Source organism: Streptomyces sp. NBC_00989, assembly GCF_045162655.1.
Classification (GTDB): domain Bacteria; phylum Actinomycetota; class Actinomycetes; order Streptomycetales; family Streptomycetaceae; genus Streptomyces.
This window is the reverse complement of the sequence record NZ_CP108728.1, coordinates 11,767,365-11,778,891: the sequence shown is the minus strand read 5'-3', so window position 1 is coordinate 11,778,891 and position 11,527 is coordinate 11,767,365. Positions and strand designations below refer to the sequence as shown.

The window sequence follows — 11,527 nt, the reverse complement described above, 5'->3', positions numbered from 1 at the left end:
AGGTCCGGAAAGCCGGAAGAACCGACAGAGCCGGAAGAGCCGGCAGGTCCGGGGGAAACGGCAGGTCCGGGAGAGCTCGCGGGACATGCGGGATATGCGGGATATCTGGAAAAGCACAGTTATGGACAGCGGTTGCGGGGCGCCGACGCCTCGTGGAGGAGTTTCGATGAATTCCCAGTCATGCCCCAGGAGTCACCCCCAGGAAAGCGTCGCCGCCGCCGGGTCCGTCCTCTGCGCCCCGTGCGTGCGAAGGGCGGCGCACCATCTGCGGGTGCTTCCCGCCCTTCACCAGGAATGCCTGCACCAGGCGTCCCTGACGGGCCGGCGCACGAATCCCACCAAGGTCTCCGGCAGCCGCAGGAGGGACCACCTGGACATCACCGTCCTCGACGCCCGCCACAGCATCGAGACCCTTCTCGAGTCGTGGTCGTCGATGGTCGCGGAAAAACGCGGAATCACCACTCCGCCGCGTGCCGTCCCCTCCCTGGCACGGTTTCTGACCCGGCATCTGGAATGGCTCGCCGGCCAGCCCCCGGCCGACGACTTCGCCGAGGAGATCGAGTCCCTGGTCGGCGAACTGCGCCGGACCATCGACCCCGACCCCCATCCCCTCAACGCCCTCATCCGCAACTGCGTCGTGGACGGCTGCCCGGGGACGATCAGCGCCCTCCCCCAGCACGCCACCGGCACAGGCGGCCCGACCGGCGCAGGAGGCGGTAACGATGCCGGTTCGGGTTCGGGGGGCAGCATCCGCTGTTCCTCGGGGCACGCGTGGGACGTGGGCGAGTGGCTGGGGCTGCGCACCCTCATGGAACGGCAGCGGAAGGGCGTCAGCGCATGATCAAGCCACCGAGCCACCGGCTCGTCCCCACCAAAGTGGCCGCCCTCGCCGTGGGCGTGTCCGAGGCGACGATCCGCAAGTGGGTCAGCCGCGGGAAGATCACCCGCTACGGCGCCCCGAACCGCCGCTCGGAGTTCGACATCGAGGAACTCACCGAGATCGCCCTGCACCGACGGCCCTGACCGGACCCCGGGCCTCGCACCCCGGCCCACCCCCACACCGGCCCGGCCTCCGACCTCCGGCGACCAGCTCCCGGCTCCCGGCCCACCGACTTTCCCACTCCCCCGCTCCGCCGCTCTCAGCCCGCCGACTCTCCTGACGTGATGTCAATTCCCTTTCCCTGTACGCCCGTAGCCCTCGATGTGCCCGCCGCGACTGCCCTGGCAGCCGCGGCTGCGGCGGTTGTGCGGGCTGCGGATCCGCCCCTCCATCCGAGTGACCCACGTCACTTCGGTGCGGTGTTGGCGGGGGGCCTGACCCCGTGTCACTATCTCCCTACATCTCCCCTGCCCAAAAGCCGCCGCGAGGCCGTGCGACGGCAGGGGACGCGTGCCGCGGCCGCCCGTCATCGGGCGCGCGGCACTTTTTCTTTCGCGGTTTCCTTCACCGTTTCTTCCGGCGTTCTTCCACCGCGTCCGCTCCGCCGCCCGGCGCACCCGGGTGCTGTCGCGGTGCCCCGCCACCGGCACCGCGCCGCGGGTGAAGCAGCGAAGTCGGTGAAGTCCCCTGTCGCGTACGGCAGTTGCTGCCGCGCGCCCTCGCGGACCCCCTGCACAACAGACATCTCCATGCACAACTGACATAGGGAGCTGAGTGCGTTGACTCTACCGACCTCGGCGGAGGGGGTGCCGGACAGCCGCCGGTCCCGCTCGGTCGGCATCGGCCGCGCCCACGCCAAGGCGATCCTGCTGGGCGAGCACGCGGTCGTCTACGGGGCTCCGGCGCTCGCCCTGCCGATCCCGCAGCTCACGGTCACCGCCAGTGCCGGCTGGTCCTCCCAACCCGGCGACGGGCAGGGCGACTTGTCCTACACGGTGACCGGTTCGCCCTCGCGGGCGATGGTGACGCAGGCCTCCGACGGTCTGCGCCGGCTGACCGCAGAGTTCAAGGCGCGGATGGGCGTGAGCGGCCGGCCGCATCTGGACGTGATCCTCGACGGTGCGATCCCGCACGGCCGGGGGCTGGGTTCCAGCGCGGCCAGTTCGCGGGCGATCGCGTTCGCGCTGGCCGACCTCTTCGGCCGGGAGCTGGACGAGGCCACGGCGTTCGACCTGGTGCAGACGGCCGAGAACATGGCGCACGGCAGGGCCAGCGGTGTCGACGCCATGACCGTCGGCGCGCTGCGCCCGCTGCTGTTCCGGGCGGGCCGGACACGGGAGTTGAGGCTGGGCTGCGACGGCCTGTTCATCGTCGCGGACAGCGGGGAGCCGGGCAGTACCCGGGAGGCGGTCGAGCTGCTGCGGGACGGGTTCGAACGCCGGCCCGGGGCGCGGACGCGGTTCGTGCGGCGGGCCTCGCAGCTGACCGAGGAGGCCCTGTCGGCGCTCGCCGAGGGCCGGGCCGGTGACCTGGGCCGGCGGATGACGGACTATCACGCGCTGCTGCGGGCGGCCCGGCTGAGCACCGGCTCCATCGAGCGGCTGGTCCAGGCCGCGCTGGGGGCTGGCAGTCTCGGCGCCAAGATCACCGGCGGTGGTCTGGGCGGCTGCATGATCGCGCTGGCCCCGCCGCAGCGGGCCCGGGAGGTCACCCGGCGACTGCACGAGGCAGGCGCCGTACAGACATGGCTCGTACCGGTCAACGCTGACCAGCGCTAAGACGCTGGGCTCGCACAACGGGCATCACCGGGTGTGATGCCGCGTTTGCGTCCAGCCCCGCTCCGAGCTGTTCGGGGCGGGGCAGGGGCCGTTGACGGGGCCCCGCGTCGCCACAACTCCCACGCGCGGACGCGGATGTTGCGGGAACTGTTGCGGTCCGCATGCGCAACGACGCCGCAGTTGCGGCACGCGGACCAGGCCTGGGAGACCCGGTTCGCTCTGCCGATGTGACCGCACTCGGCGCAGGTGCGGGAGGTGTACGCCGGATCGACGTACACCACCGGCACTCCCGCCCGGCGGGCCTTGTACACCGCTCGCCCGGACCAATGACACGCAGGGCCGTGCGCTGGCGCCTTGACCGCACGAAAGAGCCGGCGGCCGAGCAGCGTCATGACGCTGCGGCACTCCGCGTCACCTGGCCAAGGACGCAATTCCTCCCGGACATGAACGCCCGGGGTTCCTCGCAAGACCAAGCGGAAAGGGCTCGACAGCCATGCGCCGTGAACCACCGACAACTGTGCCAAGCCTGCCTGAGACGGTGCCGCGGCTGTCGCAGACCGTGCCGCGCCCGATGAAGGCGGACGCCGCCGATGTCACCGCCGTCGCGCATCCGAACATCGCCCTGGTCAAGTACTGGGGCAAGCGGGACGAGCGGCTGATCCTGCCCTGGAGCGACAGTCTGTCGATGACGCTGGACGTCTTCCCGACCACCACCCGCGTCCGGCTGGACGCCGCGGCCGGCCACGACAAGGTGGTCCTCGACGGGGTGCCCGCGACGGGCGAGGCCGCGCGGCGCGTCATCGCGTTCCTGGAACTGGTGCGGGAGCGGGCCGGTCTGTCGTGGCGGGCGGTGGTGGACAGCCGTAACACCGTGCCCACCGGGGCGGGGCTGGCGTCCTCGGCCAGCGGGTTCGCCGCGCTGGCCGTGGCCGCCGCGGCCGCGTACGGGCTGGGGCTGGACGCCACGGGACTGTCCCGGCTGGCGCGCCGGGGGTCGGGGTCGGCCTCGCGGTCGGTGTTCGGCGGCTTCGCCGTCTGGCACGCCGGACCGCCCGGCGCCACCGGCGCGGCGGCGGACGCCGCCTCCTACGCCGAGCCGGTGCCCGCCGCGGGCATGGACCCGGCGCTGGTCGTCGCCGTGGTCGACGCGGGCGCCAAGACGGTCTCCAGCCGGGAGGCGATGCGCCGCACCGTGGACACCTCCCCGCTGTACCGGCCCTGGGCCGACTCCAGCCGGGCCGACCTGGCCGGCATGCGGGCGGCGCTGGCGCTCGGTGACCTGGAGGCGGTGGGTGAGATCGCGGAGCGCAACGCGCTCGGCATGCACGCGACGATGCTGGCCGCGCGGCCCGCGGTGCGCTATCTGTCGCCGGCCACCGTCACCGTGCTGGACCGGGTGCTGGAGTTGCGGCGGGACGGTGTGGCGGCCTACGCGACGATGGACGCCGGGCCGAACGTGAAGGTGCTGTGCCGGCGCGCGGACGCGCGGCGGGTGGCCGGCGCCGTCGGCGAGGCCGTACCGGCGGCGCGGGTGCTGGTGGCCGGGCCGGGACCCGGAGCCCGTCTGCTCGACGAGGCGGACGGGGCCGGACGATGACCGCGCCGACGGCAATGACGACGGCGGTGTCCGCGGGACGCACGGTGGTACGGCGGGCGCCGGGCAAGCTGTTCGTCGCGGGCGAGTACGCGGTGGTGGAACCGGGCAACCCGGCGATCCTTGTCGCGGTCGACCGCGACATCACCGTCACCGTCACCGGCGCACCCGGCAGCCTCGGCGCACCGAGCGCACTCGGCTCACTCGGCAGCCTCAGCGGATCCAGCGGGCTCGGTGGGCCCGGCAAACCCGGCGAACCCGGCGAGTCCGGCGAGTCCGGCGCACCCGGCGGCTCCCGCAGGCTTCGCGGACCTGGCGGATCCAGCGGACCCGGCAGCCCCGACGGACCTCGCGGACCCGGCGCACCCAGTGGACCTCACGGACCCGGCGGATCCAGCGAGTTCAGCGCACCCGACAATCCCGGCGCACCCAGCAGTCCCGGTGCACCCCACGCCCCGCACGGACTCGACGAACCCGGCACAGCCCGCAACCTCACCGCCCCCGGCAGCCCCGACGTGGTGATCTCCAGTGACCTCATCCCGCAAGCCGTCGCCTGGCGCTGGCAGGAGGGGCGGCTCGTCGTCCACGGCGCCGGCGCCGGCGCCGGTGGCCGTTCCGGTGACGGGGCGCGGGCGCGCGGCGCGCTCGCGCATGTCGTGTCGGCCGTCGAGACGGTGGGTGCGCTGCTGGCCGAACTCGGGCTGGGCGTACCGGCGTTGAAGGTGTCGGTGAGCAGCCGGCTGCACGAGGGCGGGCGCAAGTACGGGCTGGGTTCCTCCGGTGCGGTGACCGTGGCCGCGGTGGACGCCGTGGCGGCGTTCTGCGGGGTCGGGCTGTCGGCCGGTGAGCGCTACCGGCTGGCGCTGCTGGCGAGTGCGCGGATCGATCCGAAGGGCTCGGGGGGTGATCTGGCCGCCAGTGCCTGGGGCGGCTGGATCCTCTACCGGGCGCCGGAGCGGGCCTTCGTCCTCGACCTGGCCCGGCGGGTGGGGATCACGCGGACGCTGGCCGCGCCCTGGCCGGGGCATGCGGTGCGGCGGCTGCCGCCGCCGGCCGGGCTGCGGCTGGAGGTCGGCTGGACCGGGGAGCCCGTCTCCACCGCGTCCCTGGTGGCCGGCCTGCACCGCCGCGGCCGCGGCCGGCAGGACGGTGCCGCGCGCGGCCGGTACACCGAGGCCAGCAACCGGCTGGTGGAGGCGGCCGTACGCGCGCTGGAGCGCGGCGACGACGGCGGACTGCTGGAGCAGATCCGCACCGCCCGCGTCGAGTTGGCGCGGCTGGACGAGGCGGTCGGGCTGGGCATCTTCACCCCCCGGCTGACACGGCTGTGCGAGGCGGCCGAGGCCGTCGGCGGCGCGGCCAAGCCGTCCGGGGCGGGCGGCGGCGACTGCGGTATCGCCCTGCTGGACGCGGCGGCGTCCCGGCACATCTGTCAGGTACGGCGGCGGTGGAGCGCGGCCGGGGTGGAAGCCCTGCCCGTGCACCCCGCCGCGCGACGGCCCGGAAGGACCCCACAGCCATGAGTGCTCAACGCAAGGACGACCACGTCCGGCTCGCCATCGAGCAGCAGGACAGCCCGCGCGGGACCAACCAGTTCGACGAGGTGTCGTTCGTCCATCACGCCCTGGCGGGCCTGGACCGCCAGGAGGTGTCCCTGGCCACCTCGTTCGCCGGCCTGTCCTGGCCGGTGCCGCTCTACGTCAACGCGATGACCGGCGGCAGCGCCCGCACCGGTGCCATCAACCGGGACCTGGCCGCCGCCGCCCGCGAGAGCGGGGTGCCGATCGCGTCGGGGTCGATGAACGCCTACTTCAAGGACCCCTCCTGCGCGGGCACCTTCCGGGTGCTGCGCGAGGAGAACCCGGACGGGTTCGTCCTGGCCAACGTCAACGCGACGGCGTCGGTGGACAACGTGTGGCGGGCGATCGAGCTGCTGCGGGCCGACGCGCTGCAGATCCACGTCAACACCGCGCAGGAGACCGCGATGCCGGAGGGCGACCGGTCCTTCGCCTCCTGGCCGGGGCAGATCGAGAAGATCGCGGCGGCCGTCGACATTCCGGTGATCGTCAAGGAGGTCGGCAACGGGCTGAGCCGGCAGAGCGTCCAGCTGCTGCGCACGCTGGGGGTGGCCGCGGCCGATGTCAGCGGCCGCGGCGGCACCGACTTCGCGCGCATCGAGAACGGCCGCCGCGCGCTGGGCGAGTACGCCTTCCTGCACGGCTGGGGCCAGTCCGCGCCCGCCTGTCTGCTGGACGCCCAGGACACCGGGATGCCGCTGCTGGCCTCCGGCGGTGTGCGCAGCCCGCTCGACGCCGCCCGCGCGCTGGCGCTGGGGGCGCGTGCGGTCGGCGCCTCCGGGATCTTCCTGCGCACCCTCCTGGACGGCGGCGTGGGCGCCCTGACCGCCCAACTCGCCCGCTGGCTGGAGCAGTTGGCGGCCCTGCAGACGATGCTCGGCGCCCCCACCCCGGCCGCCCTGACCCGCTGCGACCTGCTGATCCACGGCTCCCTGCGCGCCTTCTGCGCCGACCGGGGCATCGAGACGGGCACCCTGGCCCGCCGTTCCAGTTCCGGCGCGCTGCGCGCCCCGACGACGGGAAGCACCCGATGACCGACACCCATGCCACCGCCGGCGTCCCGATGCGCTGGGTGGGACCCCTGCGCATCTCCGGGAACGTCGCCCGCACCGAGACCCGGATCCCGCTGGCCACCTACGAGTCGCCGCTGTGGCCCTCGGTGGGCCGCGGCGCGAAGGTCTCCATGCTGGTCGAGGACGGCATCGTCGCCACCCTGGTGGACGAGCGGATGACCCGCTCCGTCCTGGTCGAGGCGACCGACGCGCAGGCCGCGTACAGCGCCGCACGGAGCGTGGAGGCGCGGATCGAGGAGCTGCGGGAGGTGGTGCGCGGCTGCAGCCGCTACGCCCGCCTCCTCGGCGTGCGGCACGAGATCAACGCCAACCTGCTGTTTCTGCGCTTCGAGTTCTCCACCGGCGACGCCTCGGGCCACAACATGGCCACCCTCGCCTCCGACGCCCTGCTGGCCCACCTCCTGGCGACGGTTCCCGGCATCTCCTACGGCTCGATCTCCGGGAACTACTGCACCGACAAGAAGGCCACCGCCATCAACGGCATCCTGGGCCGCGGCAAGAACGTCGTCACCGAACTCCTCGTCCCGCGCCAGGTGGTGCACGACGTCCTGCACACCACCGCCGCGAAGATCGCCCAACTCAACGTGCGCAAGAACCTGCTGGGCACCCTGCTGGCCGGCGGGGTGCGCTCGGCCAACGCCCACTACGCGAACATGCTGCTGGGCTTCTACCTGGCCACCGGCCAGGACGCCGCCAACATCGTCGAGGGCTCGCAGGGCGTGACGATGGCCGAGGACCGCGACGGCGACCTCTACTTCGCCTGCACCCTGCCCAACCTGATCGTCGGCACCGTCGGCAACGGCAAGGGCCTGGGCTTCGTGGAGACGAACCTGACCCGCCTGGGCTGCCGCGAGCAGCGGGCGCCCGGCGAGAACGCCCGCCGCCTGGCCGTCATCGCCGCCGCGAGCGTGCTGTGCGGGGAGCTGTCCCTGCTCGCCGCGCAGACCAACCCCGGCGAACTGATGCGCGCACACGTCCAGCTGGAACGCGACCCGAAGACCGCAAAGGTTGGTGCCTGACCATGTCCCTGTCCATCGGAATCCACGACCTGTCCCTCGCCACCGGCGAGTTCGTCCTGCCGCACACCGCGCTCGCCGCCCACAACGGCGCCGACATCGGCAAGTACCACGTCGGCATCGGCCAGGAGTCGATGAGCGTGACCGCCGCCGACGAGGACATCGTCACCCTCGCCGCCACCGCCGCCGCCCCCCTGATCGCCCGCCACGGCAGCGACCGCATCCGCACCCTGATCCTGGCCACCGAGTCCTCCATCGACCAGGCCAAGGCGGCCGGCGTCTACGTCCACTCCCTCATCGGCCTGCCCTCCGCCACCCGCGTCGTCGAACTCAAACAGGCCTGCTACGGCGCGACCGCCGCCCTGCAGTTCGCCGTCGGCCTGGTCCGCCGCGACCCCGCCCAGCAGGTCCTCGTCATCGCCAGCGACGTCTCCCGCTACGACCTCGACAGCCCCGGCGAGGCCACCCAGGGCGCCGCCGCGGTCGCCATGCTCGTCGGCGTGAACCCGGCGCTGGTGCGCATCGAGGACCCCTCGGGCGTGTTCACCGCCGACGTCATGGACTTCTGGCGGCCCAACTACCGCGACACCGCCCTGGTCGACGGGCAGGAATCGGTCGGCGCCTACCTGCAGGCCGTCGAGGGCACCTGGAAGGACTACACCGAGCAGGGCGGCCGCACCCTGGAGGAGTTCGCCGCGTTCTGCTACCACCAGCCCTTCACCAAGATGGCCCACAAGGCCCACCGCCACCTCCTCAACTACTGCGGCCGCGACACCGACCCCACCGCCGTCACCGCCGCCCTGGGCCACACCACCGCCTACAACCGGGTCATCGGCAACAGCTACACCGCCTCCCTCTACCTCGCCCTGGCCGCCCTCCTGGACCAGGCCGACGACCTCACCGGCCAGAACATCGGCTTCCTCAGCTACGGCTCCGGAAGCGTGGCGGAGTTCTTCGCCGGCACCGTCGTCGCCGGCTACCAAGACCATCTGCGCACCGCCGCCCACCGCGAGGCCATCACCCGGCGCACCGAGGTCGACTACGCCGGCTACCGCGCCCTGCACGAACACCGGCTGCCCGCCGACGGCGGCGACCACGCCACCCCCGCCCAGACCACCGGCCCCTACCGGCTGGCCGGCATCAGCGGCCACAAACGCCTCTACACCACCCGCTGACACACCCCCGCGAGCACTCCGAGAGCACTCCGAGAGCACTTCTGCGGGTGCGGACGGCCCCGCCACCGCGCACGGGCCGTCCGCACCCGCCATTCATCCATTCACGCACCATGCGAAGGGGAGGGCAGCCGCATGGACGACGCGACGATCCTCGGTACAGGCAGCCCCATCAGGGACGTCAGGATCCTCGGCACCGGCGCCTACGTGCCCGAGCGGATCGTCTCCAACGACGAGGCCGGCGCACCGGCCGGGGTCGACGACGCCTGGATCACCCGCAAGACCGCGATCCGCGAACGCCGCTGGGCCGGCCCCGCCCAGGCCACCTCCGACCTGGCCACCGCCGCCGCCCGGGCCGCGATGGCGGCGGCCGGCATCACCGCCGAGCAGCTGTCCGTGATCGCCGTCGCCACCTCCACCCCCGACCACCCCCAGCCGCCGACCGCGGCCTACGTCCAGCACAACCTCGGCGCCTCGGGCACCGCCGCCTTCGACGTCAACGCCGTGTGTTCGGGCACCGTGTTCGCGCTCTCCGCGGTCGGCAGCGTCATCCTGCGCCGCGGCGGCCACGCCCTGGTCATCGGCGCCGACGTCTACTCACGCATCCTGGACCCCGCCGACCGCAGGACCGTCGTCCTGTTCGGCGACGGCGCCGGCGCCATGGTGCTGGGCCCCGCCGACCGCGGCCCCGTCGTCCGCCACGTCGCCCTGCACACCTTCGGCGAACTCACCGGCCTCATCCAGGTCCCCGCCGGCGGCAGCCGCCGGCCCCTCGACGCGGCCGCCCTGGACACCGGACTGCACTACTTCACGATGGAGGGCCGCGCCGTACGCGACTTCGTCGTGGACCAACTCCCCCAGCTGACCAAGGCGTTCCTCCACGAGGCCGGCGTCGAGCCCGCCGACGTCCACCACATCGTCCCCCACCAGGCCAACGGCGTCATGCTCGACGACGTCTTCACCCACCTCGCCCTCCCCCACGCGGTCATGCACCGCACCGTGACCCACTACGGCAACACCGGCGCCGCCTCCATCCCCATCACCCTGGACGCGGCCGTCCGCGCCGGCGACATCCGCCCCGGCGAACTGGTCCTGCTGGCCGGCTTCGGCGGCGGCATGTCCGCCAGCTTCGCCCTCGTCGAGTGGTGAACAGAAAAAAGGCCGAGTGCTGAACAGAAAAAAGGGGGGCGGCCACCGGCCGCCCCTCACCCGCTCCCCCATCACCTGCTCCCCCGCCGCCCGTGCCTCAGCCCCAGCCTCAGCCGCCGTCTCCGTCGGGGGCCCGGTGCCCGGCATACCCCGCCGGCCACAGCTGCCGCAGGATCCGCCTCTCCTGCTCGGACAGCGCGACATCCTCACGCACCCGCTCGGGATGGGCCGGCGGCGGCCCGCCGGGACGCTGCGGCACCTGCCGCTCCCGCTGCCCGGCCACCTGCTGGGCGAACGGCTCGTAGGAGGAGCCGAAGGCCACCAGGGACAACCACAGCCGCCGTACGACATAGTCCGCCAGCGCCCGCCGGCCGCCCCGCAGCACCCGTCCCATGTCCGCCCCCTCCGTGCCGTCGCCGTCTCCTTCCTACGCAGGCTGCCAAGAGCGGCTCGCGGACGGCTCGAGAACGGCACGGGCGGGGTTGCGGCGGGACGGTGTGTCAGTCGATACCGCGCACCACGTGCGGCTCCCCCCACTCCTCCTCGTCGATCCCCGCCAGCAGCAGCGGCGGCGTACAGGACAGGGACAACGGCAAGGGCGGGTGCGGAGGCAGGGGGGCGTCCGCCGCGTCCTGGGACGGCCTGCTGTCCACCTCGGTGATGTCGTACATCGCGTCCTCCTCTGCTCGGTGCGGGTCAGGAGCGGATGGCGCTCCGGCGTGCAAGGAATCCCCCGGCCCCGCTGCGCCTGCCGTCGTCCTGGCGGCAGGCGCCGGGGCGGGGGCGGGGGCGGGGGTTCACGGACCGGCGGCAGCCCTCAGGTGCCGGACACGGTCGGTGCGCTCCCCGGTGAAGTCGGGCAGTTCACGGCCGAAGCGGCCGCAGGCGGCGGTCTGCGCGCAGACAGGGCGCAGCAGGGCGAGGCGGTCCCGGCGCGGCAGGGCGTCCAGGACGGTGTCGCTGATCCGGCTGGCAATCTTGTCGGAGTGACCTTGGGCCACGGACTCCGAGGCGGACAGACGACGGGACATGGCTCTCCAGAAGCTTGCGGCCTGGGGGCGCGGCCGGCGTCGGCAGCCGGGCCGGATCACCCCTGCCACCGCCACGGTCCCCGGCCGCGGACGAGGCGGGGTCGAAGCCCGGCGGAAGAGGAGTGGAGCGGCTCCCGGCCAGGGGGGTGGAGCGGGCTCCGGGTCAGGGAGTGGTGCGGCCCCAATCCCCGGGAGGCGGGCGGCCCCAGGGACAGGAGCCGGTGTGGTGGTGTCCTGCTCCTGCCCCTGTCCGGCCA

Annotated in this window: 13 protein-coding genes; 9 read left to right on the top strand and 4 right to left on the bottom strand. The window is 73.4% G+C overall.

Going from position 1 to position 11,527, the window contains the following annotated elements; translation table 11 throughout:
• The first annotated feature begins 271 nt into the window (after nucleotides 1-271).
• The 3 genes from OG714_RS53360 (at nucleotide 272) to mvk (ending at nucleotide 2,658) form a co-directional block, all read left to right on the top strand.
• Nucleotides 272-841: a hypothetical protein gene (locus OG714_RS53360; protein ID WP_406117804.1), complete on the top strand. Its 570-nt coding sequence runs from the start codon at nucleotides 272-274 to the stop codon at nucleotides 839-841.
• Nucleotides 838-1,023, top strand: coding sequence for a hypothetical protein (locus tag OG714_RS53355; RefSeq protein WP_200690554.1), 186 nt, complete (start codon nucleotides 838-840; stop codon nucleotides 1,021-1,023). The genes OG714_RS53360 and OG714_RS53355 overlap by 4 nt, the downstream gene beginning before the upstream one ends.
• A gap of 636 nt (nucleotides 1,024-1,659) precedes the next feature.
• Nucleotides 1,660-2,658: a mevalonate kinase gene (mvk, locus tag OG714_RS53350; RefSeq protein WP_406117805.1), complete on the top strand. Its 999-nt coding sequence runs from the start codon at nucleotides 1,660-1,662 to the stop codon at nucleotides 2,656-2,658.
• On the opposite strand, the gene OG714_RS53345 is transcribed toward mvk, so the two are convergent.
• Entirely contained in the window at nucleotides 2,655-3,050 is a 396-nt protein-coding gene (locus OG714_RS53345) for a transposase (protein WP_406117807.1), read from the bottom strand. The two genes, mvk and OG714_RS53345, sit on opposite strands and share 4 nt — an antisense overlap.
• Before the next feature lie 179 nt (nucleotides 3,051-3,229).
• Here OG714_RS53345 and mvaD point away from each other — a divergent pair, with 179 nt between their 5' ends.
• The 6 genes from mvaD (at nucleotide 3,230) to OG714_RS53315 (ending at nucleotide 10,239) form a co-directional block, all read left to right on the top strand.
• Complete coding sequence (gene mvaD / locus OG714_RS53340) at nucleotides 3,230-4,255, top strand: diphosphomevalonate decarboxylase (protein ID WP_406131680.1); 1,026 nt, start codon at nucleotides 3,230-3,232, stop codon at nucleotides 4,253-4,255.
• Entirely contained in the window at nucleotides 4,252-5,775 is a 1,524-nt protein-coding gene (locus tag OG714_RS53335; RefSeq protein ID WP_406117808.1) for a phosphomevalonate kinase, read from the top strand. The genes mvaD and OG714_RS53335 overlap by 4 nt, the downstream gene beginning before the upstream one ends.
• Nucleotides 5,772-6,863, top strand: a complete 1,092-nt coding sequence (gene fni / locus OG714_RS53330) for a type 2 isopentenyl-diphosphate Delta-isomerase (protein WP_406117810.1) — start codon at nucleotides 5,772-5,774, stop codon at nucleotides 6,861-6,863. The genes OG714_RS53335 and fni overlap by 4 nt, the downstream gene beginning before the upstream one ends.
• Nucleotides 6,860-7,921 (top strand): hydroxymethylglutaryl-CoA reductase, encoded by a 1,062-nt coding sequence (locus OG714_RS53325; RefSeq protein WP_406117811.1) that lies wholly within the window; start codon nucleotides 6,860-6,862, stop codon nucleotides 7,919-7,921. Before fni ends, OG714_RS53325 begins: the two co-directional genes overlap by 4 nt.
• Nucleotides 7,922-7,923: 2 nt before the next feature.
• A complete protein-coding gene (locus OG714_RS53320; RefSeq protein ID WP_406117813.1) occupies nucleotides 7,924-9,093 on the top strand; it encodes a hydroxymethylglutaryl-CoA synthase in 1,170 nt (389 codons plus the stop codon).
• Between the two features lie 132 nt (nucleotides 9,094-9,225).
• Nucleotides 9,226-10,239 (top strand): 3-oxoacyl-ACP synthase III family protein, encoded by a 1,014-nt coding sequence (locus OG714_RS53315; protein WP_406117814.1) that lies wholly within the window; start codon nucleotides 9,226-9,228, stop codon nucleotides 10,237-10,239.
• Nucleotides 10,240-10,348: 109 nt separating this feature from the next.
• Here OG714_RS53315 and OG714_RS53310 read toward each other — a convergent pair whose 3' ends face one another.
• The 3 genes from OG714_RS53310 to OG714_RS53300 all read right to left on the bottom strand — a co-directional run bounded on the left by OG714_RS53310 (nucleotide 10,349) and on the right by OG714_RS53300 (nucleotide 11,270).
• Nucleotides 10,349-10,633, bottom strand: a complete 285-nt coding sequence (locus tag OG714_RS53310; RefSeq protein WP_406117815.1) for a DUF6059 family protein — start codon at nucleotides 10,631-10,633, stop codon at nucleotides 10,349-10,351.
• A gap of 106 nt (nucleotides 10,634-10,739) precedes the next feature.
• On the bottom strand, nucleotides 10,740-10,910 hold the full coding sequence (locus tag OG714_RS53305; protein WP_406117816.1) for a hypothetical protein: 171 nt from the start codon (nucleotides 10,908-10,910) through the stop codon (nucleotides 10,740-10,742).
• A gap of 126 nt (nucleotides 10,911-11,036) precedes the next feature.
• Nucleotides 11,037-11,270 (bottom strand): S-adenosylmethionine synthetase N-terminal domain-containing protein, encoded by a 234-nt coding sequence (locus OG714_RS53300; RefSeq protein ID WP_406131662.1) that lies wholly within the window; start codon nucleotides 11,268-11,270, stop codon nucleotides 11,037-11,039.
• Between the last annotated feature and the right edge of the window lie 257 nt (nucleotides 11,271-11,527).

Bases quoted from the DNA above. Each gene is read 5' to 3' on its own strand.
- mvaD (WP_406131680.1), top strand. From the start codon at position 3,230: ATGAAGGCGGACGCCGCCGATGTCACCGCCGTCGCGCATCCGAACATC.
- OG714_RS53325 (WP_406117811.1), top strand. From the start codon at position 6,860: ATGACCGACACCCATGCCACCGCCGGCGTCCCGATGCGCTGGGTGGGA.
- OG714_RS53320 (WP_406117813.1), top strand. From the start codon at position 7,924: ATGTCCCTGTCCATCGGAATCCACGACCTGTCCCTCGCCACCGGCGAG.
- OG714_RS53300 (WP_406131662.1), bottom strand. From the start codon at position 11,270: ATGTCCCGTCGTCTGTCCGCCTCGGAGTCCGTGGCCCAAGGTCACTCC.
- OG714_RS53315 (WP_406117814.1), top strand. From the start codon at position 9,226: ATGGACGACGCGACGATCCTCGGTACAGGCAGCCCCATCAGGGACGTC.
- OG714_RS53345 (WP_406117807.1), bottom strand. From the start codon at position 3,050: ATGACGCTGCTCGGCCGCCGGCTCTTTCGTGCGGTCAAGGCGCCAGCG.
- OG714_RS53305 (WP_406117816.1), bottom strand. From the start codon at position 10,910: ATGTACGACATCACCGAGGTGGACAGCAGGCCGTCCCAGGACGCGGCG.
- OG714_RS53355 (WP_200690554.1), top strand. From the start codon at position 838: ATGATCAAGCCACCGAGCCACCGGCTCGTCCCCACCAAAGTGGCCGCC.
- OG714_RS53335 (WP_406117808.1), top strand. From the start codon at position 4,252: ATGACCGCGCCGACGGCAATGACGACGGCGGTGTCCGCGGGACGCACG.
- OG714_RS53310 (WP_406117815.1), bottom strand. From the start codon at position 10,633: ATGGGACGGGTGCTGCGGGGCGGCCGGCGGGCGCTGGCGGACTATGTC.
- fni (WP_406117810.1), top strand. From the start codon at position 5,772: ATGAGTGCTCAACGCAAGGACGACCACGTCCGGCTCGCCATCGAGCAG.